The sequence below is a fragment of the Vulcanimicrobium alpinum genome, from assembly GCF_027923555.1.
Classification (GTDB): Bacteria; Vulcanimicrobiota; Vulcanimicrobiia; order Vulcanimicrobiales; family Vulcanimicrobiaceae; genus Vulcanimicrobium; species Vulcanimicrobium alpinum.
This window is the reverse complement of the sequence record NZ_AP025523.1, coordinates 2968742-2993815: the sequence shown is the minus strand read 5'-3', so window position 1 is coordinate 2993815 and position 25074 is coordinate 2968742. Positions and strand designations below refer to the sequence as shown.

At 71.1% G+C, this 25074-nt stretch carries 24 protein-coding genes and 1 pseudogene; 17 read left to right on the top strand and 8 right to left on the bottom strand.

The genetic code is table 11. The annotated features are described in order from the left end of the window. The first annotated feature begins 20 nt into the window (after positions 1-20). Genes WPS_RS15310 through WPS_RS15300 form a run of 3 tightly spaced genes read left to right on the top strand, consistent with a single transcriptional unit; the run spans position 21 to position 5287 of the window. Positions 21-1643, top strand: coding sequence for an ABC transporter substrate-binding protein (locus WPS_RS15310; protein WP_317995334.1), 1623 nt, complete (start codon positions 21-23; stop codon positions 1641-1643). Positions 1644-1682: 39 nt separating this feature from the next. Further along, positions 1683-3107 carry an FAD binding domain-containing protein gene (locus WPS_RS15305; protein ID WP_317995333.1) on the top strand — a complete coding sequence of 475 codons (1425 nt, stop codon included), beginning with the start codon at positions 1683-1685 and terminating at the stop codon, positions 3105-3107. Then, positions 3104-5287 carry a xanthine dehydrogenase family protein molybdopterin-binding subunit gene (locus tag WPS_RS15300; protein ID WP_317995332.1) on the top strand — a complete coding sequence of 728 codons (2184 nt, stop codon included), beginning with the start codon at positions 3104-3106 and terminating at the stop codon, positions 5285-5287. Before WPS_RS15305 ends, WPS_RS15300 begins: the two co-directional genes overlap by 4 nt. Positions 5288-5360: 73 nt before the next feature. Here the strand turns inward: WPS_RS15300 and WPS_RS15295 are convergent, their stop codons facing one another. Then, positions 5361-6722: an 8-oxoguanine deaminase gene (locus WPS_RS15295; protein WP_405054966.1), complete on the bottom strand. Its 1362-nt coding sequence runs from the start codon at positions 6720-6722 to the stop codon at positions 5361-5363. A 12-nt stretch (positions 6723-6734) separates the two neighbouring features. Between WPS_RS15295 and uraD the strand changes: the two genes are divergently transcribed. From uraD to WPS_RS15270, 4 genes and pseudogenes are all read left to right on the top strand, one after another. Next, positions 6735-7250, top strand: a complete 516-nt coding sequence (gene uraD / locus WPS_RS15290; RefSeq protein ID WP_317995331.1) for a 2-oxo-4-hydroxy-4-carboxy-5-ureidoimidazoline decarboxylase — start codon at positions 6735-6737, stop codon at positions 7248-7250. Then, positions 7247-8437 carry a urate hydroxylase PuuD gene (locus WPS_RS15285; protein ID WP_317995330.1) on the top strand — a complete coding sequence of 397 codons (1191 nt, stop codon included), beginning with the start codon at positions 7247-7249 and terminating at the stop codon, positions 8435-8437. Before uraD ends, WPS_RS15285 begins: the two co-directional genes overlap by 4 nt. 31 nt (positions 8438-8468) lie before the next feature. Beyond that, entirely contained in the window at positions 8469-8792 is a 324-nt protein-coding gene (uraH, locus tag WPS_RS15280) for a hydroxyisourate hydrolase (protein ID WP_317997564.1), read from the top strand. 29 nt (positions 8793-8821) lie between these two features. Beyond that, a pseudogene (locus tag WPS_RS15270) lies at positions 8822-9628 on the top strand (alpha/beta fold hydrolase). A gap of 114 nt (positions 9629-9742) precedes the next feature. Here WPS_RS15270 and WPS_RS15265 read toward each other — a convergent pair. The 5 genes from WPS_RS15265 to WPS_RS15245 form a co-directional block, all read right to left on the bottom strand. Next, positions 9743-10111: an allophanate hydrolase-related protein gene (locus tag WPS_RS15265; RefSeq protein WP_317995328.1), complete on the bottom strand. Its 369-nt coding sequence runs from the start codon at positions 10109-10111 to the stop codon at positions 9743-9745. Positions 10112-10136: 25 nt separating this feature from the next. Beyond that, positions 10137-11360 (bottom strand): M20 family metallo-hydrolase, encoded by a 1224-nt coding sequence (locus WPS_RS15260; RefSeq protein ID WP_317995327.1) that lies wholly within the window; start codon positions 11358-11360, stop codon positions 10137-10139. Beyond that, complete coding sequence (locus tag WPS_RS15255) at positions 11351-12364, bottom strand: adenosine deaminase (RefSeq protein WP_317995326.1); 1014 nt, start codon at positions 12362-12364, stop codon at positions 11351-11353. Before WPS_RS15255 ends, WPS_RS15260 begins: the two co-directional genes overlap by 10 nt. Next, positions 12361-13266, bottom strand: coding sequence for an allantoinase PuuE (puuE, locus tag WPS_RS15250; protein WP_317995325.1), 906 nt, complete (start codon positions 13264-13266; stop codon positions 12361-12363). Before puuE ends, WPS_RS15255 begins: the two co-directional genes overlap by 4 nt. A 61-nt stretch (positions 13267-13327) precedes the next feature. After that, a complete protein-coding gene (locus WPS_RS15245; RefSeq protein ID WP_317995324.1) occupies positions 13328-14938 on the bottom strand; it encodes a hypothetical protein in 1611 nt (536 codons plus the stop codon). Positions 14939-15035: 97 nt separating this feature from the next. On the opposite strand from WPS_RS15245, the gene WPS_RS15240 reads away from it, so the two are divergent. Together WPS_RS15240 and WPS_RS15235 are read left to right on the top strand one after the other, a co-directional pair. Beyond that, positions 15036-15266, top strand: a complete 231-nt coding sequence (locus tag WPS_RS15240; protein WP_317995323.1) for a hypothetical protein — start codon at positions 15036-15038, stop codon at positions 15264-15266. Position 15267: 1 nt separating this feature from the next. Further along, positions 15268-16074 (top strand): tetratricopeptide repeat protein, encoded by an 807-nt coding sequence (locus tag WPS_RS15235; protein ID WP_317995322.1) that lies wholly within the window; start codon positions 15268-15270, stop codon positions 16072-16074. Here the strand turns inward: WPS_RS15235 and WPS_RS15230 are convergent. Both WPS_RS15230 and WPS_RS15225 read right to left on the bottom strand, forming a co-directional pair. Beyond that, positions 16071-16616 carry an SCO family protein gene (locus tag WPS_RS15230; RefSeq protein ID WP_317995321.1) on the bottom strand — a complete coding sequence of 182 codons (546 nt, stop codon included), beginning with the start codon at positions 16614-16616 and terminating at the stop codon, positions 16071-16073. The two genes, WPS_RS15235 and WPS_RS15230, sit on opposite strands and share 4 nt — an antisense overlap. Then, positions 16598-17173, bottom strand: coding sequence for a hypothetical protein (locus WPS_RS15225; protein ID WP_317995320.1), 576 nt, complete (start codon positions 17171-17173; stop codon positions 16598-16600). The genes WPS_RS15230 and WPS_RS15225 overlap by 19 nt, the downstream gene beginning before the upstream one ends. A 169-nt stretch (positions 17174-17342) precedes the next feature. Here WPS_RS15225 and WPS_RS15220 point away from each other — a divergent pair, with 169 nt between their 5' ends. The 8 genes from WPS_RS15220 to WPS_RS15185 all read left to right on the top strand — a co-directional run bounded on the left by WPS_RS15220 (position 17343) and on the right by WPS_RS15185 (position 25074). Next, positions 17343-18011 carry a response regulator transcription factor gene (locus WPS_RS15220; RefSeq protein ID WP_317995319.1) on the top strand — a complete coding sequence of 223 codons (669 nt, stop codon included), beginning with the start codon at positions 17343-17345 and terminating at the stop codon, positions 18009-18011. After that, positions 17981-18886, top strand: coding sequence for a sensor histidine kinase (locus WPS_RS15215; protein WP_317995318.1), 906 nt, complete (start codon positions 17981-17983; stop codon positions 18884-18886). The genes WPS_RS15220 and WPS_RS15215 overlap by 31 nt, the downstream gene beginning before the upstream one ends. A 67-nt stretch (positions 18887-18953) precedes the next feature. After that, positions 18954-19415, top strand: coding sequence for a cupredoxin domain-containing protein (locus tag WPS_RS15210; RefSeq protein WP_317995317.1), 462 nt, complete (start codon positions 18954-18956; stop codon positions 19413-19415). Continuing rightward, positions 19405-20547: a hypothetical protein gene (locus WPS_RS15205; RefSeq protein WP_317995316.1), complete on the top strand. Its 1143-nt coding sequence runs from the start codon at positions 19405-19407 to the stop codon at positions 20545-20547. The genes WPS_RS15210 and WPS_RS15205 overlap by 11 nt, the downstream gene beginning before the upstream one ends. 88 nt (positions 20548-20635) lie before the next feature. After that, the gene (locus WPS_RS15200) at positions 20636-21265 is read left to right on the top strand and encodes a hypothetical protein (protein ID WP_317995315.1); all 630 of its coding nucleotides are present in this window, start codon (positions 20636-20638) and stop codon (positions 21263-21265) included. 13 nt (positions 21266-21278) lie between these two features. Beyond that, positions 21279-22064: an enoyl-CoA hydratase gene (locus tag WPS_RS15195; RefSeq protein WP_317995314.1), complete on the top strand. Its 786-nt coding sequence runs from the start codon at positions 21279-21281 to the stop codon at positions 22062-22064. A 224-nt stretch (positions 22065-22288) separates the two neighbouring features. Continuing rightward, entirely contained in the window at positions 22289-23110 is an 822-nt protein-coding gene (locus tag WPS_RS15190; RefSeq protein ID WP_317995313.1) for an alpha/beta fold hydrolase, read from the top strand. Further along, positions 23107-25074 carry a DUF5693 family protein gene (locus WPS_RS15185; RefSeq protein ID WP_317995312.1) on the top strand — a complete coding sequence of 656 codons (1968 nt, stop codon included), beginning with the start codon at positions 23107-23109 and terminating at the stop codon, positions 25072-25074. The genes WPS_RS15190 and WPS_RS15185 overlap by 4 nt, the downstream gene beginning before the upstream one ends.

Below are 25074 nucleotides of genomic sequence, written 5' to 3'. Positions count from 1 at the left end.
GCCGTAGTCGACACCGTCGTATGCCCCAACCCCTCGGACGCGGCCCGGCATTGCGCTCACGGTGCGCGAGGTACGACGGTCCGTCGCCGGCGGCCTCGACGCGGCGCGTCGGCGCGTTCGTCGTCGCGCTGGCGGCGCTGTTCGCGAGCAGCGGCCCGCGGACTGCCGATGCCGCGCCGCCGAGGCCGCCGGCGTTCGTCATCGACGGCGATCCCAACTCGCTCGATACGATCCGCAACACGCCGTTCGGATGGCTTCTCGGCCCGCTCACGCAGGGCTATCTCTTTCTCGTCGACGATCGCGGCCGGCTCGTCCCCGATCGCGCGCTGCGCGTTCCGACGCTCCCGAACGGGCTGATCGCGCGCGACTTGCGCACGATCACCTACGAGATCCGGACCGGCCGCTGGAGCGACGGCGCGCCGTTCGACGCGCGCGACGTCGCGTTCACCGTCGCCGCGCTGCGCAATCCGCGCACCTCGGTCCCCGACACCTCGGCGGTCGCGCCGATCGCGTCGGTCGAGGTGCCGCGTCCCGACCGGCTCGTCGTGCACTTGAAGCGTCCCTTCGCGCCCTTCGTCGCGTCGTTTCTCACGCTGGGCGCGAACGATCCGTTCGCGATCCTGCCGCGGCACGTTGCGGCCGCGTACGCATCGCTCGACCGCAGCTCGCTCGACGACCACCCGATCGGCCTCGGACCGTTCCGGCTCGCGCGCTGGGCGCGCGGCGAGCGGCTGGAGTTCGAACGGAACCCGTACGCGTGGCGGCGCGCGCGCAGCGCGAACGTCGTCGTCGAGATCCGGCCCGCGGCCCAGACACGATTGGTCGAAGCGCTGGCGCACCAGCTCGACGCCGTGCCGCTCACCGGATTGCAGATCGACGCGGCGCGCGGTCTGGCGACGGTCGCCGCGACGACGAACATCGTCGACTACCTGCAGATGAACGTGCGCCGGCCCGCGCTCGCCGACGCGCGCGTGCGCCGCGCGCTCGCCGCGGCGATCGACCGTCGCAGGCTCGCCGCGACGGTGTATCGCGCTGCGCTGGTTCCGACCGACGGCGTGCAGTACGATCCCGCGTTCACCGCGACGCGCGCGCTGCCGCGTTTCGACACCGCGGCGGCGGCCAGCGTGCTGCGCCCGCTGCACCTCTCGCTCGATCTCGCGATCGCCGGCGACTGGCGCCGCAGCGCCGACGCGGCGGTGCAGATCGTCGACGACCTGCGGCGCGCCGGCGTCACGGTCGCAATCCGCTCGTTCTCCGAAGCGACGTTCTGGGGGGCGAAAGACGCCGGCGGGATCCTCGAGGGCGGACGCTACGATCTCGCGCTCACGTCGTGGTCGCCGGCGCTCGATCCGGATCGGTCGTATTTGTTCGGCTGCGCCGCGACGCCGCCGGGCGGCGGCAACTCGATGGGCTGGTGCAGCCGTGCGTACGACCGCGACGAGGCGGCCGGCGCGTCGACCTACGATCCGTCGCGGCGCGCCGCGGCCTACCGCGCGGCGGGGAACGTCCTCGTCGACGACGTTCCCGTGATCCCCCTGGGTTTGGAACGCAGCGTGTACGCGGTCTCGCCGCGGCTGAGCGGGTTTCGACCCAACCCGCTCGGCCGCGACTTCTGGAACGCCTGGGAGTGGAGCGTGCGCTGAGCGCGGGTGCGCGGCGCCGGCGCGCGGTATTCTCCGCTGATGGCGCGGCGCATCATCCGCCCGACGACGCTCCCCGCAGCGGTCGCGGCTCTCCGGCAGGAGAGCGGACGCGCGAGAATCGTCGCGGGTGGGACCGACGTCCTGGTCGAGCTGCAGCGCAAGGCCGACCCGGCCGAGGTCCTGATCGACGTGAGCGCGATCGACGAACTCCGGTTCGTGCGGCGTGAAGGCGACGACGTCGTCCTCGGCGGGCTGGCGACGTACAACGACCTGCTGGCATGGCCGCCGGCGCGAGGCGCCGCGCTGCCGCTGGTCCAGGCCGCGCTCGAGGTCGGCGCGCCGCAGATCCGGGCGCGCGCCACGATCGCCGGCAACCTCGTCACCGCCTCACCGGCGAACGACACGATCGCGCCTCTGCTCGCGCTCGGCGCGGCGGTGACGCTGGTCTCCGCCAGCGGGGAGCGGACGATCCCGCTCGACGCGTTCTTCACCGGCTTCCGGCAGACGGCGCTCGCGCCGGGCGAACTGATTCGCGCAATCCGTTTCCCGGCGCTTTCCTCCTCGCGTCGCGGCGTTTTCGTCAAACTGGGACTGCGCCGCGCGCAGGCGATCTCGGTGGTGTCGCTCGCGGCGCTCGTCGAGTTCGCGCTCGACGCGACGGTGCAATCGGCGCGCCTCGCGCTGGGCTGCGTCGCGCCGACGGTGATCCGCGCCGAGCCGGCGGAACGCGCGCTCGCGGGCGCGCGGCTCGACGCGCGCACCTGCGCCGCGATCGGCGAACTCGCGGCCCGAAGTGCACGGCCGATCGACGACGTGCGCGGCTCGGCGGCGTACCGGCGCGCCGTCTTAGGCGGCCTCGTCGCCGATGCATTGCAGCGCATCGCGGAACATCGCGAGGCCGACGGCGTCCCCGAACGTCCGGTGCTGCTGCAGACGCAGGCGGCGCGCGCGGAGCCGGCCGAATTCGACGGCACCCTCTTCGCCACGATCAACGGGGTGCCGCGGCGGCTCGCGAACGTCGGCGACAAGACGCTGCTCGCGGCGCTGCGCGACGACGCCGGGCTGACCGGAACGAAAGAAGGCTGTGCAGAGGGCGAGTGCGGCGCATGCACCGTGTGGCTCGACGGCGCGGCGGTGATGTCGTGCCTTGTGCTCGCCTCGCAGGCGCACGGCGCGCAGGTGACGACGATCGAAGGGCTCGCCGGCGACGATGGTCTCCATCCCCTGCAGGACGCGTACATCGCGCACGGCGCGGTGCAATGCGGCTTCTGCATCCCCGGGATGCTGATGGCGGGCGCGAAGCTGCTCGACGAGCGTCCCGCGGCGACGACCGCGGAAGCGCAGACCGCGATCAGCGGCAACATCTGCCGCTGCACCGGCTACCGCAAGATCCTCGACGCGATGCAGGATGCCGGCGAGCGGCGCGCGGCCCGGCGGCGCGAGATCGACGCGGTGAGGCGATGAACATCGTCGGCGCATCGCTCGCGCGTCCCGACGCGCTCGACAAGGTCGTCGGTGCGGCGCAGTATCCCTCCGACGTCATCGACGCCTCGATGCTGCGCTTGGCCGCGGTTTTCGCGCACCGCGCCCACGCGCGCATTCTGGCGATCGACACGGCCGCCGCGCGCGCGGTTCCCGGCGTCGTCGCGGTGTTCACCGCGGCGGACGTTCCGCACAACCGCTACGGCTTAATCGACGCCGATCAGGAGCTGCTGTGCTCGGGAATCGTGCGGTACGAGGGCGACCGGGTCGCGCTCGTCGTCGCCGAAACCGAGGCGATCGCGCGCAGCGCCGCCGCGCTCGTCGATGTGCGGTACGAGGATCTTCCCGCGGTCGCCGACGCGGAAGCGGCGCTGCGCCCCGGCGCACCGGAGGTGCACGCCGGCCGCTCCAACGTGCTGCTGCATCAGAAGATCCGCAAAGGCGACGTCGACGCTGCATTCGCCGGCGCCGATCTCGTGCTCACCGGCAGGTTCACGACGACGTGGCAGGAGCACGCGTACCTGCAGCCCGACGCCGCGGTCGCGTACGCCGACGGCGAGCGCGTGGTGATCGAAACCGCCGGACAGTGGCTGCATGAAGACCGCCGTCAGATCGCAGCCCTGCTCGGCCTCGCCGAGGAGCAGGTCGTCGTACGCTATCTGAAGATCGGCGGCGCGTTCGGCGGCCGCGAAGACCTCTCGGTGCAGCCGCTCGCGGCACTTGCCGCGTGGAAGCTTCGGCGTCCGGTCGCGATCGTGTGGAACCGCGAGGAGTCGATCACCGGCCACCACAAGCGCCATCCGTTCACGATCGACACGACGTGGGGTGCGCGCCGCGACGGGACGATCGTGGCGGTGAAGACGCGGACGATCGCGGACGGCGGCGCTTACGCTTCGACCAGCATTGAAGTCCTCAAGTGCGCGACGATCTTCGCGCAAGGTCCCTACCACGTGCCGAACGTGTGGACCGACGGGATCGTGGTCTACACGAACAACGTGCCGAGCGGCGCGTTTCGCGGCTTCGGTTCGCCGCAAGCGCATTTCGCCGCCGAGTCGATGATCGCGCGCGTCGCGCACGCGCTCGGACTCGATCCGGTCGACGTGCGGCGTCGCAATCTCTATCGCGAAGGCGACCGCGAAGCGACGGGCCATCCGCTCCCGGCCGGCGTCGCCGCGCATGCGGTCCTCGACCGCTGCGTCGAGGAGACGCGCGCGCGCTTCACCGCGACGCGCGCTCCCGCCGGCGCGCGCGTGCGCCGCGGCAGCGCGATCGCGTGCGGGATCAAGAACGTCGGATACTCCTTCGGTTTTCCGGAACAGGCGACGGCGACGGTCGAGCTTCGGGGAGCAGCGCGCATCGAGGGCGCCGTCGTGCGCTGCGGCGCAGCGGACGTCGGGCAGGGCTCGCATCTGATCCTGCGGCAGATCGCCGCCGAGACGCTCGCGCTCCCGCTCTCGGCAGTCGCGCTCGTCGCCGAGAGCAGCGACGACGCGCCGAACGCGGGCTCCGCCTCGGCGTCGCGGATGACGCTGATGGGCGGCCGCGCCGTTCACGACGCCGCCGCGGCGGCGCGGCAGGCGTTCGAGCGCGGCGAACGTCCGGCGGCCGCGACGGCGTGCTATCGTCCGCCGGCGACGACGCGGCTCGACCCCGAGACCGGCGACGGCGTTCCCAACTACTGCTACGGGTACGTTGCGCAGGGCGTCGAGGTCGCGGTCGATACGCTGACGGGGTTGGTGCACGTCGAGCGCGTCGTCAGCGTGCATGACGTCGGGCGGGCGGTGAACCGGCAGCAAGTCGAAGGACAGATCGAAGGCTGCATCGCGCAGGCCGTCGGTTACGCGCTCACCGAGAACTTTGTCGTGCAGCAGGGCGCGATCGCGACGCGGCATTTCAGTTCGTATCTGCTGCCGACGACGCTCGACGTGCCGGTCGAGATCGTGCCGGTGATTCTCGAAGGCGCCGATCCCAACGGACCCTACGGCGCGCGCGGGATGTCGGAGATGCCGCTGGTGCCGTTCGCTGCGGCGATCGCGGCGGCGATTCACGACGCCGCCGGCGTGTGGGTAAGCGATCAGCCGTTCACGCCCGAACGCGTCCTCGACGCGCTGCAACGCGCGCGCGTCGACGCCGTCACGATGCCGGCCGCCTTGTCACGCTGAGCTTGTCGAAGCGTCGCCCGTTCCGTGCACGTCAGCGACTGCGCTTCGACAAGCTCCGCGTGACGACGAAAGCTCAGCGTGACTGCGCCGTCAGCGCGCGCGCAATCCGCGCGTGCTGCGCGATCAGCGTCTCGAGATCGATGCCGGCGAGGCGGCCGCCGTCGACGAGCACGCGTCCGTTGACGATGCTCACGTCGACGCCCGCCGGCTGGGTGAAGACGAGCGCGGCGAGCGGATCGTGGACGGCGGCGCCGGCCATCGCGAGCGTATCGAGCCGCACGCCGATGATGTCGGCGCACATTCCGGGCGCGAGCGCACCGATGTCGTCGCGTCCCAGCACGGACGCGCCGCCGCGCGTCGCGACGCGCAGGATCTCGCGCGCGGAGAACGCGCCGGGGGCATCGTGGACGCGCGCGAGCAGCAGCGCTTGCCGCGCCTCGGCAAGCAGGTGCGAGCCGTCGTTGGAGGCAGAGCCGTCGACGCCGAGCCCGACCCGTGCGCCGGCGTTGACGAGCGCGCGCAGCGGCGCGATACCCGAGCCGAGCCGCATGTTCGACGTCGCGCAGTGCGCGACGCCCGTGCGCGTGCGCCCGAGGCGCACGATCTCCTCGGGCGACGGATGGACCATGTGCGCGTGCCACACGTCGTCGCCGGTCCAGCCCAACTCCTCGGCCAGTTCGACCGGACGGCGGCCGAAGCGTTGCAGGCAATAGTCCTGTTCGTCGCGCGTCTCGGCGAGATGGGTGTGGACGTGCACGCCGCGCCGCCGCGCGCACGCGACCGTCTCGCGCATCAAGCGGGGCGAGACGGAGAACGGCGAGCACGGCGCGAGGACGACGCGCGTCATCGCGTGCCGCGACGGGTCGTGATAGGCGTCGATCAGGCGGGCGCCGTCGGCGAGGATCGCGTCCTCGTCTTCCACGACGGCGTCGGGCGGGAGACCGCCCTGCGAGCGGCCGATCGACATCGAGCCGCGCGCGGCGTGAAACCGCACGCCCATCGCGCGCGCGACCTCGATCTGATCGTCGAGCCGCGCGCCGTTGGGCCACAGATACGTATGGTCGCTCGCGGTGGTGCAGCCGGAGAGCAGCAATTCGGCGATCGCGATCGCGGTCGCGGAGCGGACGGCTTCGGCGTCCATGCGCGCCCAAAGAGGATAGAGGGTTACGAGCCAGTCGAAGAGCTTCGCGTCCTGGGCGGCGGGAATGTTGCGGGTGAGTGTCTGGTAGAAGTGATGGTGGGTGTTGACCAGACCCGGCAGGACGACGAGGTTCCGCGCCTCGATCACGCGGTCGGCGTGCGCGGGGAGATCGCGCGTCGCACCGACCGCCTCGATGACGCCGTCGCGGGCGAGCAGCGAACCGCCGGCGATCTCGCGGCCGGCGTCGTCGAACGTGGCGAGGAGCGCGGCGTCGCGCACCAAGAGCGTGGAGATGGCGGACCTCCGATGAATGCGATCGATCTCGCCGAGCTCAACGCGGCCGGCGACGCGCGCTTCGTCGCGCTGCTCGCGCACATCTTCGAGGACTCGCCGTGGATTCCGCGCGCGGTCGTAGCGCAGCGTCCGTTCGCGTCGGTCGAAGCGCTGCATCGCGCGATGTGCGCAGCCGTTGACGCCGCGCCGCGCTCCGCGCAAATCGCGCTGATCTCCGCGCATCCCGACCTCGTGGGCGCGGCCGCCCGCGACGGCAGGCTCGGCGACGCCTCGCGCGCAGAGCAGGCGTCGGCGGGGCTCGACCGGCTCGACGACAGCGAGATCGCGACGTTTACGTCGCTCAACGCCGCCTACCGTGAACGCTTCGGTTTTCCGTTCGTGATCTGCGTGCGCGAGCATCGGAAAGCGGCGATCCTCGCCGGGTTGCGCGCGCGCACGCGCAACGACCGCGACGTCGAGATCGCGACTGCGCTGGCCGAGATCGCGAAGATTGCGCGGCTGCGGCTTCACGACGCGGTGCGCGGATGAGCGCGTACGTGCTCTCATGGCTGAGCCTGCTCGCACGCTGGACGCATCTGATCGCCGGAATCAGCTGGATCGGCGCATCGTTCTATTTCGTCTGGCTCGACAACCATCTCACGCCGCCGAGCGATCCGCGCGACGCCGAGCGCGGCGTCGCCGGCGAACTGTGGGCCGTGCACGGCGGCGGATTCTATCACAATCAGAAGTTCCCGACCGGACCCGCCGGCGAACCGTTGAGCCGCGATCTGCACTGGTTCAAATGGGAAGCGTACACGACGTTCCTCTCCGGCATCGCGATGCTCGCGATCGTCTACTGGGCCGATGCGCAATCGCTGCTGATCGATCGCAGCGTGCTCGACATCGCGCCGCCGCTCGCGATCGCGGTGAGCATCGCGACGCTGGCGCTGGGGTGGCTGGTCTACGATGCGATCTGCCGCGTCTTCGCGTCGCGTCCAACGCTGCTGTGGAGCGCGATCGGTGCGTACGTTGTCGTGGTGACGTACGCGCTCTTTCACGTCTTCGCGCCGCGCGCGGCTGCGCTGCATGCCGGCGCTATGCTCGGTACGATCATGGTCGCCAACGTGTTCTTCATCATCATCCCCGGGCAGCAGCGCGTCGTTGCACAGCTCCGCGCCGGCGAGATCCCCGATCCGCGACTGGGCGAGCTCGGGAAGATGCGCTCCGTCCACAACACCTACTTCACGCTGCCCGTGCTCTTCGCGATGATCAGCGCGCATTATCCGATGGTCTATGCCGGGCCGTGGGGCTGGCTCGTCCTGCTCGCGATCGGCGCGGCGGGCGTCCTGGTGCGGCGGTTCTTCGTGCTGAGCCATCGCGGACGGATCGTCGTCGCGCTCCCCGCGGTGGCGGCCGCGGTCCTCGCCGCCGTCGCCGTCGCGATCGCGCCGCGCCCGCAGCCCGCTGCGGCGCCCGTCGCCTTCGCGCAAGTCGCGCCGATCGTCGCTCAGCGCTGCGCGGTCTGCCACGCGGCATCGCCGACGCAGGCGGGCGTCACCAGCCCGCCGATGGGGGTTCAGCTCGACACGCCCGAACGGATCGCCGCCAACGCGCAGCGGATCGAGGCGCAGGCAGTGCGCTCGCACGCGATGCCGCTGGGCAACGTCACCGGGATGACGGACGCCGAGCGCGCAACGCTCGGCGCATGGATCGCCGCGGGAGCCCACCTCCAATGAGTCGCACCGGAGTGCGCGCCGCGTGAGCGCCATGCTCTCGACACACGTCCTCGACCTCGCTCGCGGCGTCCCCGCGCCGGGAATCTCCGTCGCGCTGCACCGGCTGTTCGGCGAGCACCGGATGCACGTCGCGAGTGCAGTGACGGACGCCGACGGCCGCGCCGGAATGCCGGAGCCGCTCGAGGCCGGAACCTACGAGCTCGTATTCACGGCGGGCCCGTATGTTCGCGCTCGCGGCGACGTACCGTTCTACGACGAGATCCCCGTGCGGTTTTCGGTCGACGCAACGGCGGAGCGATATCACGTCCCCTTGCTGCTTTCGCCGTTCGGCTACACGACGTACCGCGGAAGCTGACGCTCGCGCACGCAACCGAAAGCGAACCAGTGAACACCGACGACGATCTGATCCGATTCGAAGCCGAGGGCGCCCCACCGTTGCCCGCCGACGGCGACGTTGCGTACACCGAACACGACGGGGCCCGCATCTGGCACGCCGCATACGGCGACGGCCCGGCGGTCGTTCTGCTGCACGGCGGCCTCGGGCACAGCGGAAACTGGGGCTACCAGGTTCCCGCCCTCGTCGCACACGGGTATCGCACCGTCGTCATCGACAGCCGCCGGTAAGGCCGCAGTTCCGCCGACGGCCGCTCGTACGCGTACGCCCGAATGGCCGCGGACGTCCGCGCCGTGCTCGACGCACGCAGCATCGCGACGGCCGCGATCGTCGGCTGGAGTGACGGCGCAACGATCGGATGGTTTCTCGCAAAGAGCGCGCCGGAGCGCGTCGCCGGTCTGTTCTTTTTCGGCGCGAATCTCGACCCGAGCGGAGCGAAAGACCCATTCGATGCGAGTCCGTTGATCGACCGCTGCTTCGCGCGCCACGCGCGAGACTTTGCCGCGCTCTCTCCGGCGCCCGAAGGGTTCCGGCAGTTTGTCGGCGCGGTGACAGCGATGATGCGGCGGAAACCGAATTGTTCGGCCGCAGAGCTCGCAGCGGCGAGCGTGCCGATGACCCTCGTCCATGCCGAACGCGACGAGTTCATTCATCGCTCGCATATCGACCGTCTCGCCCGTACGATCCTGAACGCCGAACTGCTCGTGCTTCCCGGCGTCAGCCATTTCGCTCCGCTGCAGCGGCCCGCGGTTTTCAACGGGGCGATGCTCGCGTTCGCACACAACGTCGCGCGCTGAACGTTCTCGCCGGTCTCGCGACCCTCCGTCACGCTGAGCTTGTCGAAGCGCGGACGCGTTCGTGTCTCGACGACCCGCGCATTGCGGGAAGGAGCGGGCTGCGCTTGGACGAGCTCAGCGTGACTTGTACGCCGCCCAGCCGCCGTATTCGGAGATGTCGCGGAAGCCGCGGGCTTCGATGAGTTCGCGCGGGTAGATCATCGCGGAGACGGACGTGCCGTCGTCGAGGCGGATCGGCGCTTCGTACAGGTCGGGCGGTTCGGTAGCGATGAGGTGCGCGTGCTGCGCGTCGGTCATCTCGTAGATCTCGCCCGCGATCGCGACGCCGCCGTCCGCCACCTCGTAGATCCCGGGATGCTGGTCGTTCACGGAGTGGAGCCGGTAGATCGGTGCGGTCTTCGCTTCGCGGACGAACCGTGCCGTGCCGAGGTTGGCGTGATCGGGTTGGCCGCGCAGCGCGGAGCCGCAGATGAAGAAGAGCATGGCCGGTCTTTCCCGCCGCGGCGCGTCAGTTCTTCGCGAACGCAGCGTCGAGTGCGACCAGCGCGTTCGCCAGCGCCTCGACGCCGAGTTCGAGGTCGGCGGGAGCCGTATGCTCCTCGCCGACGTGGCTGCGGCCGCCGGCGCTCGGCACGAAGATCATCCCGGCGGGCGCGACCCGCGCGACGCACATCGCGTCGTGTCCGGCGCCGCTGGTGAGGACGAACGCGTCAGGATCGAGCGCACGGCACACATCGCGTACCGTCTCGATAACGGCGGCATCCATCGCGACCGCGGCGCGGCGTTCGGTTTCGTCGACGGCGATGCCGACACCGCGCCGTTCGCCGATCCGCGTGCACGCATCGTACAGGGCGGCGGCGATGCGTTCGATCGTCGCGTCATCGCCGGAACGGACGTCGGCGCGCATGCGCGCGACGCCGGGGATCACGTTGGCCTGGTTCGGTTCGACGGCGATCGTGCCGATCGTCGCGACGCAGTCGCCGATCGCGCGCGCACTTCGTTCGAGTTCGAGTACCACCTCGGCGGCGGCCGCGAGCGCATCGGCGCGATCGCGCATCGGAACCGTTCCGGCGTGACCCGCCGTGCCGCTCACGGTGATTGCATAGCGCCGCTGCCCGGCGATCGCCGAGACGATCCCCAGCCGCGCGCCCCCGCGCTCGAGGACGGGGCCTTGTTCGATGTGCAGTTCGACGTACGCCGCGGGCGGCACGTTCGTCTCGCGCACGGGGACGCCGGCGAGCGCGCCCGACGGTCCGGCGAACGCATCCGCGAAGGGCTCGCCGTCGGCGCTTTGCAGTTCGGCGATCTCCGCGTAGTGGATCAGCCCGGCGTAGACGGCGCTGCCGAGCGTCCCCACCGGAAAGCGGCTCCCCTCTTCGCCGGCCCACGCGACGACCTCGAGCGGGTGCCGCGTGCGTGCGCCGCGCGTCAAGATCATCGAAAGCGCGGCCAGGCCGCCGGCGACGCCGTAGGCGCCGTCGTACGCGCCGCCGTCCTTCACCGTGTCGAGATGCGAGCCGCATTGGATCGGCGCGAGCCCCGGCTCGCTGCCAGCGATGCGTGCGAAGACGTTCCCGCAGCGGTCCTGCGTGACGTCGGCACCGAGGGCGCGCGCCCACGCGGCGAACCGCGTGCGCGCCGCATGCTCGGCCGGCGTGAACAGCCCGCGGTCGATCCCGCCGCTGGTCGCGCCGAGCGTCGCGAGCTCGGCGAGGGCCTGCGTTACCTGCACCGGTGCGCCGGCACGGCGGCGTCGACGCGCGCCAGGTACGCGTCTCGCGTGCGCACGTCGATGAATGACGCTTCGAAGCTGTTGCGCGCCAACGTCAGCAGCGCAGCATCGTCGAGGTGCAGCGCCTGCGCGACCTGGGCGTAGTTGGTCCCGATGTACCCGCCGAAATACGCGGGATCGTCGGAATTGACCGTGACGACGAGGTCTTCGTCCAGCATCCGCCGCAGCGGGTGATCGGCGAGCGTGTCGACTACCCGCAGCTTCACGTTCGAGAGCGGGCAGACGGTGAGCGGGATGCGTTCGTCACGCAGCCGCGCCACGAGCCGCGGATCCTCGAGCGAACGGACGCCGTGATCGACGCGCGAGACGCGCAAAAGATCGAGCGCCTCCCACACGTACGCAGGCGGCCCTTCTTCGCCCGCGTGCGCGACGGTCTTCCAGCCTTCCGCCAGCGCCCGTTCGAACACGCGGCGGAACTTCGACGGCGGGTGGCCGACTTCGGCGGAGTCGAGGCCGACGGCGACGATGCGGTCGCCGTACGGAAGCGCCTCGTCGAGCGTCGCGAACGCCGACTCCTCACTCTGGTCGCGCAGAAAGCACATGATCAGCGACGCGCTGATCCCGAACCGCGCCTCGCTGGTCCGCACCGCTTCCCACAGCCCGTCGATCACCGTCGCGAACGGGATTCCGCGCGCCGTGTGCGCCTGCGGATCGAAGAACATCTCGACGTGCACCACGCCCTGCTCTCGGGCGCGCGACAGATACGCGTCGGCGAGCTCCGTGAAATCGCGTTCGGTGCGCAGCACCGCCATCGCCGCATAGTAGACGTCGAGAAACGACCGCAGATCGGTGAATGCATATGCGCGGCGCAGCGCGTCGACATTCGGATACGGCAGCTGCACGCCGTTGCGCTCGGCAAGCGTGAAGATCAAGCCCGGCTCGAACGTCCCCTCGATGTGGAGGTGTAGCTCCGCCTTCGGCAGTGCGAACGCGAGTTGGTTCATGCCGGCGCCGGGAAGGTCGCGATCCAATGCCGCGCGATGTCGACGCGGCGCGCGATCCACACGCCGTCGAAGCCGAGCACGTAATCGAGAAACCGCTCCAGCGCGGCGGCGCGGCCGGGCCGGCCGGCCAGTCGCGTGTGCAGTCCGACCGACATCATCTTCGGCTGCGTCGCACCCTCCCGGTAGAGCACGTCGAACGCATCCTTCAGATACGCGAAGAAGCCTTGGCCCGACGTGAAACCCGGTGCGACCGAGAATTTCATGTCGTTGTTGTCGAGCGTGTACGGAATCACCAGGTGCGGCTTGCCCTCGACGCGCGTCCAGTAGGGCAGATCGTCGTTGTACGCATCCGAATCGTAGAGAAAGCCGCCCTCCTCGACCACGAGCCGGCGCGTGTTGTCGCTCGGCGCGTAGCGGCAGTACCAGCCGTAGGGACGTTCGCCGATCGTCTGCGTGAGCGACGCGATCGCGCGCCGCATCTGCGCCCGTTCTTCGTCGACGTCCATCCCGGCAAAGCTGATCCAGCGCCAGCCGTGCGAGCACACCTCATAGCCCGCCGCGCGGATCGCCGCCGCCGCCGCGGGATTGCGCTCGAGGGCGAGCGCGGCGCCGAAGACGGTGATCCGGATGCCGCGCTCTCCGAACATCCGCATCAGCCGCCAGAACCCGGCACGGCTGCCGTACTCGTAGATCGATTCGACGATCAGGTCACGCGCACCGGGACCGAGCGTCGCGCCGGGGACTTCGGTGAGGTACGTTTCCGAGATCCCGTCGCCGTCCCCGATCGTGTACTCGGAGCCTTCTTCGTAGTTCATCACGATCTGCACCGCGACGCGCGCGCCGCCGGGCCAGCGAGGATGGGGCGGCGTCGCACCGTAGCCGGTCAAATCTCGCAACGGCATTCGCATGCATACGTCCGCGCGGCGCCGCGCGCATCCTGCACCCGTCGTTCCGTCACCCGCGTCAGCGCGCCGTCAGCCCGATCGACAGCTGCCGCTGCGCGCCCTCGACGCGCCGTGCCGAACCGACGACGAGCGCGGCATGCGCGCCCAGCGGGATGCGCGCATCGCCTTCGAGCGCGCCCGCGCGGACGAGCAGGTCGATGCGCACCGGTGCATCCCACGTCAGCCACGCGAGACCGCGCCGAAACGGCCGGCGCACCAGGACGGCGCCGTACGGACCGTCCTCGACGGCCTGCACGAGACGCTGTTCGCGGTCGGCATCGTTGAGCGTCCAGGCGCGCAGCGACAACCGCGGCGCGATCTCCCATCCGGCGCCAGCGGCGAACCCGCGCGTCAGCGCCGACGGCGCATCGGTGCTCTCCGCGTACGCAAGCGCTTCGAACCGCAGGCGGCGACGGTCGGAGTACTGGAAGCCGGCTTGCGCCAGCGACGCGCGCGCGAGCGCGACGCCGGGCGTCCCGAGGGTCGACGCGCCGGCGCCCGCCCGCGCGGTCCAGCCGCCGCCGAGCAGCGCCTCGAGTTCGAGCGAGGGCAGCAGCGCCAGAGCCGTGCGCGTCGGCCCGTCTTCAGTGCGATCGCTGCCGTATGCGAGCGCAAGATCGGCGTTCACGCGCAGGCCGCCGTCGCTCCCGCGCGAAGCGCCGACGACGATCGCCGCGTCGCGGTGCGTGCTCGCAGCGGTGCCGGCGATCCCGCTCTCGCTGCGCCACCGCAGGCGCGTCGACAGCGCGTTCGGGCCGCGCGCCGCGACGTCGAAGACCGCCGACGCGACGCTGCCGCCGTCGACGATTCCGTCCGTTGCCGCGTCCCGCGTTAGCGCCAGCGCACCGGTGACGTCGAAGGTGCGCGTTGCGCCGCGCAGCACGGTGCCGGCTCCGGCGTACGCCGCATGCGGCAGATCGCCGGCCAGCGCGACCAACGTCGCAGCGATCGGGCCGACGCGCCCCGTCGCCTCGCCGGCGGCGAAGCGCCGTTCTCCGTCGGGGTCCCACGACTGCGCGATCAGCGCACGCGCGGCGTTCCCCGCCGCGAGGACCGCATCGCGATTCGTCGCACGCAGCGCGTCGACGCGGTCGAACAGCCGCGCGTCGATCGCGCCGCCGCCGGCGCGGTCGCCGTACGACGGAGCGCGCAGCGGATCGACCGTCGTCACCGCACCGATCGCGTGCGAGGGCAGCAGCGTCGACGCGTCGGTCCCGTCTCCGCGACGGTAGAACGGCAGCGACTCGATCGTCGTCACGCCGCGGCCGCGCGCCAGCCAACGATCGCCGAGCGCGCCGCGAACCGCGATCCAGTACGGGATCGACGTCCCGATCTCGGCCAGCGATCCCGCCGGTAGCGCCGCGACGTCGGCCGCGCTCGGGACGGCGTCGGCGGCCCGATGGCGGCGGACGATCGCGGTGACGGCGCCGTCGAGCGGGACAGCGACGCGGAGCGGGTCCGCATCGTCGGCGGAGACGGTCAGCATCGCCGGCCGCTGCGGCGCGGCGAGTGCGAAGGTGCCGTCCGCCGCCGAGTGGTCGGCGGCGAGCGCCCGCCCCGCCGCGTCGAGCGCGGTCACCCGTGCCCCCGTCACGACGGCGCCGTCCTGATCCCGGAGGATGCCGACCACGAGCTCGTCGGCTCGGGCGGGAAGCGCCGCGGCGGCCAGGCAGCACGTGAGGACGGCACTCAGGAACCCTTCACGTCCCAGGCGTATGATGGCAGGGATGAAGCTCCTCCGGCGTCTGGCGATCGTTGCGGCGCTCGCCATCGTCGCGAGCGCCGGCGCCGCCGCGGGCGCGGAACTGCTCGCGGGCGACCCTGCCGCGCTGCCGTGGAGTTCGGCGCCGGGGCTCCTTGGACCGATCACCGAGAGCGGCCGGACGGGCTGGGACTGCGTACCGGAACACGCCGCGCGGGCGCGCACCGCGGCCGGCGCAGCGTTGCCGCAGGACTGAGATGGCCGCTCGCGCGCTCGTCGCGTCGCTGCTCGCCTTCGTCGCGACGGCGGGCGCCGTCGCGGCGCAAACCTATCCGAGGGGCGGCGCCCCGCCGCGCACGCTCGACCCCGGCGCGCTGGCGGCGCAAACGCGGGCGCGAGAGATTCACGAACGCTTCGAACGCGGCGTCGCGGCCGAGACGCGCGGCGATTGGGCGGCGGCCGTCCCGGAGTTCGCGCGCATCATCGCGCTCGATCCGCCCGAACCGCGCGGCTCGACGGCGCGCTACGATCTCGCGCTCGCCGATGCGCACCTCGGGCGCAACGACGCCGCAGCGACCCTCCTCGACGACGCGCTTCATCGCGATCCGCATTTCGCAGCCGCCGCCGCGACCCTCGTCGCGGTAGATCTGCGCCGCGGCGACCTCGCCGCCGCCCGCGCGGCGGCGGACCGTTTCGTCGCGCTCACGCCCGACGGAGTCCTGGCTCGTTACGCGCGCGCGATCACCGCGCTGCGTACCGGCGATTTGGCGGCGGCCCGCGCCGACTTCCGCGCCCTGCTCGACGCCGATCCGTCGTACGCGGTGGCGCACTACGACCTGGCGCTGATCGCCCTGCGCGACGGGAACGACGACGCCGCGCGCTCCGAACTCGAACGGGCGCTCGCGCTCGCACCGGGGTACGCGCGGGCGCGCTTTGCGCTCGGGACCGTGCTGCTGCGTGACGGACGGCGCGACGACGCGCGCGTCGCGTTCGATCGCTGCGCGCGCGACGCCGCGGACCCGGCACTCCGCGCGCTGGCGATCGATCTGCGCGACCGGATCTAGGTGCGGCGGTGCGCCAGCGCGCGCAGTCCGGCGAGCAGTTCCCCGTCGGCGGCCGTTGAGAGCGGGATCACGCGCGACGGCAGGCCGTGCGCGTCGAGCAGATAGCAGAACGTGCTGTGTTCCGTACGGTTGACGCGCACGACGTGAAACGCGCTCATCAGCGCCTTCACGTTCGCGGGCGCGCCGCTGGCCCAGTGCCAGCGCGTCGCGTCGGCTCCGAATCTGCGCGCCATCGCCGCCATCGCGATCGGCGGATCGGCCTCGGGGTCCAGGGTCAGCGTGACCAGCCGCGCGTCGACGTGCTCTTTGTCGAGCGCGACGGCGAGTTTGGCGAACACGCCTTCGGCGATCGTGCACGCGTCGTCGCAATCCAAATCGATGAACACGACGGCGGTGGGGCGGCGGAGGTCGCGCAGGGTGAAGGTCGTGCCGGCCTGATCGACGACCGGAACGTCGCGCGCGTCGCGCGCGGTACCGGCCGAGGCCGGGACCGCGAGCGATGCGGCGAGCGCGAGCGCTCCCGTCAGTAGCAGTAGATGCACGGCGGCTGGGTCGCCGACGGCGCGGGCGTGGCCTGCGGTCCCGGCGTCGCGCCGGCCGACACGTTGAGAACCGTGCGCATTGCGGAGGAGGCGTAGTGGAACGCGCAGCCGAGGTAGTAGGTGCCCGGGCTGAGCGTGAACGGACCGACCGTCGTCGAGCCGGCAACGGTACCCGACGCGAAGTCGGCGCCGATCGTCGTGCCGCCGGCGGCGGTCGTGGAGAGCGCCGGCGACGCCGGAAAACTCGTCGTGGAGACCACGTTGAGGGTATGCGGCACGCCGGCTTGGCCGTTGCGGATCATGATCTGGCTGCCGGGTGCGAAACCCAGCGACTGCGAGTAGACGGATTGCGTGTATCCGCCGAGGCTGCCGTAGGTGGGATCGGTGACGACACCGATCGCGGTCGACGGCAGCGCCATCGTCACGACTTGCTGCGTCGACAACGTCGGCGTCGGCACGGGCGTCGGTGTGGTGCCGGTCGGCGGCGGCGCGACGGAACCCCCGCCGCCGGTGCTGCCTCCGCCGCCGCAAGCGGCGAGGCCCGCGGCGATGCTCAACGCCGCAATCGCGGCGAACCTACGATGAACCATAACCATCCCTCCGAAGTGCGGTGAACGCCGCCACCGTAGAGCGAGCGGTTGAGACGCCGGTGAAAGCACGGCGCGCGCGGGTTCAGAAACTCTTCACACAACGGTGCTCCGATGGAGCGTGGCGAACGACATAACGGTGCGCATCCTGGTGGTCGAAGACCAGCGCGAGATTGCGGACGCGCTGCGGATGATGCTCGAACGGCGAAAATACGCCGTCGACGTCGCGTGCGACGGCGAGGCGGGTTACGAGCTGCTGCTGCGCGGCACGTACGACGCCGCGGTCGTCGACGTCGTCCTGCCCGGACGCGACGGCTTCGCGCTGTGCCGCGACGCGCGTGCCGAAGGAGTCGCCACGCCGGTGCTGATCCTTACCGCGCGCGACGCGGTCGAAGATCGCGTGCGCGGTCTCGACGCCGGCGCCGACGATTACCTGGTGAAACCGTTCGTCGAGGCGGAGCTCGCCGCGCGCGTGCGCGCGCTCTTGCGTCGCGCGCCGCTCGCCCTGCGGCCGACGATCGAGGTCGGTGATCTCGTCGTCGATCTCGGCGCGCGCACCGTGCGCATCGCCGGGCGCGACGTCCCGCTGGGTGCGACGGAGTTCCGGCTGCTCGAGTATCTCGCCGCCAACGCCGGGCTCGCGCTCAGCCGCGCGCAGATCCTCGAGCGCGTTTGGGGCGATGACTTCGACGGATCGAGCAACGTCGTCGACGTGTACGTCAGCGCGGTGCGCCGCAAGCTCGCGGCGGCCGGCGCACGCGACCGCATCACAACGGTGTGGGGAGTCGGGTACTCATTGCACGCGTAGTCGCGCGCCTCGCGGCGTCGTTTCTCGCGGTCTTCGTCGTCGTGCTGATCGCGCTCGACGCAGCCGAGTTCGCGTATCTCGCGCGCGTCCAGCACGATCTGCTCGAGCCGCTGCTGGGAACTCCGGAGGGACGTGCGGTGTACGACGCCGCGCTGCGCCGGATCGGCATCGGCCTCGCCCTGCTCGACCTGCCGCTGCTGCTCGTCGTTGGCGCGGCGTCGTACGTCCTCGCGCTCTTCGCGGTGCGTCCGCTCGTCGAAGCCCGCGAACGCGAGGCGCGCTTCGCCGCCGAAGCGGCGCACGAACTGCGCACGCCGCTGGCGCGCATCGCGGGCCTCACACAGAGTCCGCCGCCCGACGCCCTCGAGCGGATTGCGCGGATCGCGGTCGACGCGGCGCAGACCGTCGGCGACCTGCTGACGCTCGTGCGCGAAGAGACCGTCGCGGCGCGACTCTCCGAACCGGTCGATCTCGCGAGCGTCGCGCGCACGGCGGTCGCCGAGTTGGCGCGCGACGGCGTGCGGTACGACGTCGCGGCGTCCGACGGCGCTTGGGTCGTCGGCGACGAACGCCGCCTACGGCGCCTCGCCGACAACCTCATCGAAAACGCGTCGCGCCACGCCGCGGGGACCGTGCGCGTCGAAGTCGCCGCCGCTTCGCACGCCGTCCTCCTGAGCGTGGAGGACGATGGGCCGGGCGTACCCGACGCGGTGCGCGCGCGGATCTTCGGCCGCTTCGTGCGTGGGAGCGACGAGAAGGCGGGGACGGGGCTCGGGCTCGCGATCTGCCGCACGATCGCGCGCGCGCACGGCGGCGACCTGACCCTGGAAGGCCGCAACCGCTTCGTCGCGCGGCTGCCGCCGTTCGAGGTGTGAGAACAGTCTGAACGCGGTATGGCGCCGCGTTCATCACGTCCTCACTCCGGCGGTAGAGCATCGGCGCGTGCGAGTTTCCGCGTTTGTTCTGCTCTCCGCGCTCGTCGCGTGCACGCCCGGCGCTCCGCCGGCGGGTGCTGAGAACCCCGTTGCGGCGCCCGGCAACGCGGTGACGATCCCCGTGTCGCTCACCGGGTTGTCGGTCGTCGCGACGGCGTACGGCACCAGCGGCGGGTATACGCCGGCCGTCACGACCGTCGCGGTCGGGACGACGGTGCGCTTTCTGAACGTCGATTCGTTCGCGCACACCGCGACCGCGTTCGGCGGCGCGACGTTCCCCGCCGGTTCCCCGCTGGGCGGTTCGGCGCTCACGACCTCCGGCGCGACGCTCTCCAGCGGCTGGAGCTCCGGCAACCTCGCGGCGGGCGCGGCATCGCAGACGCTCCTCGCCGACAAGGCCGGCACGTACCTGTACGGATGCTTTTTCCACTACGGCGCGCCGATGCGCGCGGCGATCGTTGTCCGCTGAGCGCGCGCTGCTCGCGGCGTGCGGAGCGGGCATCGCGTTCGTCGGTGCGGTGAGCGCGCGCCCCGCGCAGGCGGTGCCGCTCTTCGCGCAGCGCTACAATCTGCAGTGCGGCGCGTGCCACTCCGTGCTGCCCGAACTCAACGCGTTCGGCAACGAGTTCCGCAATCGCGGATACCGCATCTACGGGCTGCCCAAGCACGGAACGACCGTCGTCGCGCTGCGCGAACAGGTCGGCTACACCGAGACGCCGCCGTCCGGTTCGACCACGCGCACCGTCCCCGCCGGCGCGCTCCTCGGAGCGGTCGAAGTCGGCCGCGTCGAGGCGTTCGTGCACGAAAGCCTCGGCAGTCAGGGCGGCCCGTCATCGCTGTTTCTCGGCTACCTCGCCTATCACGACGACCGCTCGAAGACGCTGTATCGCGCGGGACTGTTCGAGATGCCGCTGGTGCACTCGCCGGCCCAGCGCAACGACACGCTGACGACCTACGGCTACGAAGGTTCCCGCGTGGGGCTCAATGAGCTCACGCTCGCGACGCCACGTTGGGGGCTCGAAGCCGAGCATCGCGTCGGAAACGTCGATCTCGCCGCGACCGCGGCGTACGGCAACAGCGCGGGTTCCGCCTACGGCGGCAAACCCGTTCCCACCGGAACCACGCAAACGTTCGCGACGCCCGAGTACGGCCTCTACGCGCGCGTGCCGATCGCCGAGAACGTGCGCGTCGGCGCCGACGCGATCGCGGGGAACGCTGCGATCGTCCCGCTCGGGCGCGCGCGATTCACGGATGCATACCGGCGCATGGGGCTCTCGCTCGATGCGCGCCGCGGCCGCCTCGAACTCCTCGCCGAGCAATGGTGGGGCCGCGACGACGACGGCGACGGACAAGGCGGACGGATCGATTCGACCGGCGGTTTCGCGCGGCTGCGTTGGCGGCTGGGCAATCACGCCTTCGTCGGCGTCCGCGAAGACGGCTTCGCCGCACCGGCGGCGACGCGCTCGCTGCTGTGGTTCGCGGAGGCGCACGTGACCGCGCACGCGCGCGTGCTGATCCAGCAGTCGCGCCCGATCCCCGGCGGACCCACCGCGCTGCAGGGCGCGCTCACCGTCGGCTTCCCCTGGCCGCGCGGCCGCTGACCCTCGGCGCCGGACGCCCGGCGGCAATGCGATAACCGGTCGCGGCCGGAGTCCAGGGCATCGGCCGCGACGGCCGAATCACCGCGCCATGAAGAGACGTGCTGCGCTCCTCGCCCTGGCTCTCGCCGTCGCCCTCTCGCAGGCCGCAATCGCGCAAACACGGACCGCCGAGAAGCTCTCCGCGACGCCGGTGAACTGTCCGGCCTCTGATCCGAACGTGTGGATCAACACGTCGTCGAAGATCTATTGGCCGCAGGGCAGCGAATATTACGGCAAGACCAAACATGGCGGCTACGCGTGCACGTCGGCCGCCGTCGCGATGGGCGCGCGCGCCGCGAAGAGCGGCGGTTTCATGAGGAAGTCCGGCGGCGCGATGTCGGGCGGCGCGATGTCGGGCGGCGCGATGAACGGCGGCGCAATGTCGGGCGGCGCGATGTCCGGCGGCGCGATGTCGGGCGGCGCGATGAACGGCGGCGCAATGTCGGGCGGCGCGGCGACGGGGACGTCGGCCGATGCGATGGCGTCGCCGAAGCCGCATCACAAGAAGCACCACGGCGCGATGACCGGCGGTGCGATGCCGGGCGACACGACATCCGGCGCCGCGGCGGGAACGACGGCGACGGCGGCCGATGCGATGGCGTCGCCGAAGCCGCATCACAAGAAACACCACGGCAGCGCGAAGTCGGGCGCAATGCCCGCTCCGTCGCCGACGCCGTAAAGGAGCGCATGCGATGATCGCAGGCTCGGCGTATCGCTTTCTGCTCATCGACGCCGGTGCGGGGATCGCGACGATCACCCTCGACCGTCCCGAGAAACGCAACGCGCTCTCGCTCGAGGTGATGCGCGAGCTGATCGCGGCGTGCGAGGAGATCGGCGCCGACCGTTCGATCAAAGCCGTGATCCTGCGCGCGCTCGGCCCGGCGTTCAGCGCCGGTCACGATCTGCGCGAGATGCTCTCGCGCAGCGTCGACGAGTACCGGCTGACGTTCGACGTCTGCGTGCGGCTCATGCAGACGCTGCAGGCGATGCCGCAGCCGGTGATCGCCGAGGTCGCCGGCGTCGCCACCGCAGCCGGCTGTCAGCTCGTCGCGACCTGCGATCTCGCGATCGCCTCGACGGATGCGGTGTTCGCCACGCCGGGCGTGAAGATCGGATTGTTCTGCACGACACCGATGGTCGCGCTCACGCGCGCGATCGGACGGAAGCGCGCGATGGAGATGCTGCTCACCGGCGAGCCGATCGACGCGAAGACCGCGGTCGACTGGGGGCTCGTGAACCGCGCCGTTCCGGCAGCCGACCTCGCCGGCGCGACCCGCGCGCTCGCGGAGAAGATCGCGTCGGCGGCCGGGTTCGTCGTCGGCCTCGGGAAGAGCGCGTTCTACGCGCAGATCGATCTCGATCAGCCCAAGGCCTACGCGTACGCGAAGGAGATCATGTCGATGAACGCACTCGCCGAGGACGCGCAGGAAGGGATGGGTGCCTTCGTCGACAAGCGGGAGCCGCGCTGGCGCACCTGACGCCCGACGCATCAACATTAAGGAACCTTAACGAACGCCTTTTTTCGCGACGAGGACTTTGGGGTCGTTTTTCCAATCATCCTCTCATCGTCCAGGGGTGGGCTGGGCCTTCAACGGCGCTACACATCGTCGCCCACACCCGGTAGTAGGGCAACCTGCTACGCGACGGCAACAAGACCCGCCTTCGGCGGGTCTTGTTGTTTTTCCGCGAACGCTTCGCGCCGATGAGCGAGCTGCTGCGGTTGCCCGGAGGCGCCGTCCTCCACGTGCACGGGCCTGCCGCGGCGCCGCCGATTCTGTTCCTGCACGGCGTGGGCGGGGGGGCCTGGTCGTGGGCGCCGCAGGTCGCGGAGTTCGCTTCGGATCGGCGCGTCTACGTCTGGGAAGCGCGCGGACACGGTGACGCGGCGCGCGTTGACGATGCCGGACTCGCCGACTACGCGGTCGACGCGCAGGAAGCGTTCGACGCGGTCCGCGTTGCGTCGCCAGCCCCGGTCGCGCTCACGGGCCACTCGATGGGCGGCCTCCTCGCGCTCGCACTGGCCGGCCGTCAACCGTCCGCGGTCGGCGCGCTCGCGCTGATCGATCCGGTCTACGCGGAAGCGAACGAAGCGCACGTGCCGCCGCCGTTGCGCCCGCTCGCGCGCGCGCTCGCAGCGCCGCTGGTCGGCTCGCTCGAGCGCGGCGGTCCGGTCGCAACGTGGATCTCGCGCTCGATCTTTTTTCGCTCCTTCGCGGATCGCGCCGAAGCGGAGCGCTGGTGGCCGGTGCAGCGCGCGCAAGTGCCGCTCGAGTATCCGCGGATGGTCCTCGAGGGGATCGGCGGCGTCGAGGGGTTCACGCTCGACGGCCTCGCCGATCGCATCATCGCGCCGACGCTCGTCCTCAACGGCCGCTTCTCCGCGCTCGCAACGCGCCTGCACGAACGGCTGGGGCCGCGTTTCATCGAAGATCGCATCCCCGGCGGCCACTATCTGCAACTCGATCGGCCGGCCGCGGTGAGCGAGCGGTTACGGCGCTTTCTTGCAGAACACGCCGCGCCGTGACCTATCGCCGTCTCCTTTTCGTGCTGCTCGCCGTCGGGCTGCTCGGGTCGCTGTTCGTTGCGGTGCGCCGCGAGCGGCACGAGCATCGCGCCAACCGCGTCGAGATCGTGATGGACGATCAGGACTTTCAATCGCTCGCGCGCTCCTACGCGTACGACCAGCGCGCGCTGCTCGTCGCGCTGCGGCGCGCGGGGTTGACGTCGCTCGCGGTCCAGGAAGAACTCGGCGGCGCGGTCAGCACGTCGTCGACGGCGGCGGTGTATCCGGGGACGACGCTGCTCGCGCAGGCGAAGCTGTCCCGCTTCTCCGATCCGGTCTTCGCGAAGCTTGCGGCCAACGGCATCCGCAGCGATGAGGTGTATCTGGTCGCGTACGATGCGCCGACGGCGGCGCGCTACACGCAGCAGCTCGCGCTGAAGTTTTCGCCGCGCGCGGTGCGCGTGCTGCGCCGCGGAACGCCGACCGTGTTCGCGATCCGCACGCAGGCCGACTACTTCACGACGGTCGGCCTCGGCCTTCCCGGCGACCGCGTCGCGCTCGCGCACCAGCTCGGGCTCAAGCTCGTCCCGCGGCTGCAGAACGACGAACGCTTCCAAGCCCCGCAGATCGGGGCGCTCCTGCACGACGCGGCGTACAAGCACGACGCGCACACCGTGGTGTTCTTCGGCTTGCGCAATCAGGTGCTGGGCTATCCCGACGCGATCGACGACACCGCGCGCCTGATGCGCGCCGAGAAGCTCAACTTCGGGACGATCGAGACCTACGATCCCAAACAGGACCAGGCCGGAAACCAATCGCTCGCAACGGCGCTCCCCGCCGGCACCGTGCGCGTGCAGGCGATCGCGAAGCCCGAACAGGACAAACTGCGCCCCGAAGAGATCGTCCAGCGCTACGATCTGGGCGTGCGCGAGCGCAACGTGCGCGTCGTGTACCTGCGCCCGTTCGGACACCAGTGGGCGGGACGTTCGATCGAAGCGACCAACGTCGAACTCGTCAAAGAGATCCGCGACGGGATCCGCAAAGCCGGGCTGACCGTCGGTGCGGCATCGCCGTTCGAGACGTTCGTGACGCGCTGGTGGGAGATCGCGTTCGCATCGCTCGCGGTCCCGGCGATCCTGCTGATCCTGCTCGACCTCTTCGGCGTGCGCGGCTCGCGCTGGATTGCCGCGTTCGTCGCCGTCGATCTCGCGCTCGTGCTGGGCGGCTACGCCGTCCATCACGACATGGCGGCGCGTAAAGCGCTCGCGCTGCTGGCCGCGATCGCGTTTCCGATCGCGGGTTTTGCGGCGATCGCGTACGCATTTCGCGCGCCGCGCCCCGCATCGCTCGGCGCGGCGATCGTCGATGGGATCCAAGTGCTGGCGATCGCGACCGTCGTGACGCTCGCCGGCGCGCTCGTCGTCGTCGGGCTGATGTCGACGCCGCTGACGATGCTCGAAATCGATCGCTTCACCGGCGTGCGGCTGGTGCTGGTCGGCTCGCCGATCGTCGCGCTGCTGCTCTATCTGTTCACATCGCGCTGGAACGCGCGCGTCACGGTCGAACGGCTCGGCGAGACGCCCGTGACGGTGCTGCAGCTCGTCGCCGGCGTCGTGCTGGTCGGCGCGGGATATCTCGTCCTCGTGCGGAGCGGCAACCAAAGCGATATCGCGCCGTCGACGTTCGAGCTGGCGCTGCGCGCGCACCTGACGACGCTGCTCCAAGTGCGGCCGCGCTTCAAGGAGTTCGTGCTCGGGTTCCCGGCGCTGATGCTGCTCCCGTCGCTCGTGCCGGCGGACCGCGTGCGCTGGGGCTGGCTCTTCGCGCTCGCGATCGGCGTGGGGCTCGGCGACATCGTCGACACGTTCTCGCACCTGCACACGCATCTCAGCATCTCGGTGCTGCGGCTCGTCAACGGCGCCGTGATCGGCGTCGTGATCGGCGCGATCGCCGTCGCGGCGTACCGCCGCTTGCGGAAGCCGTGA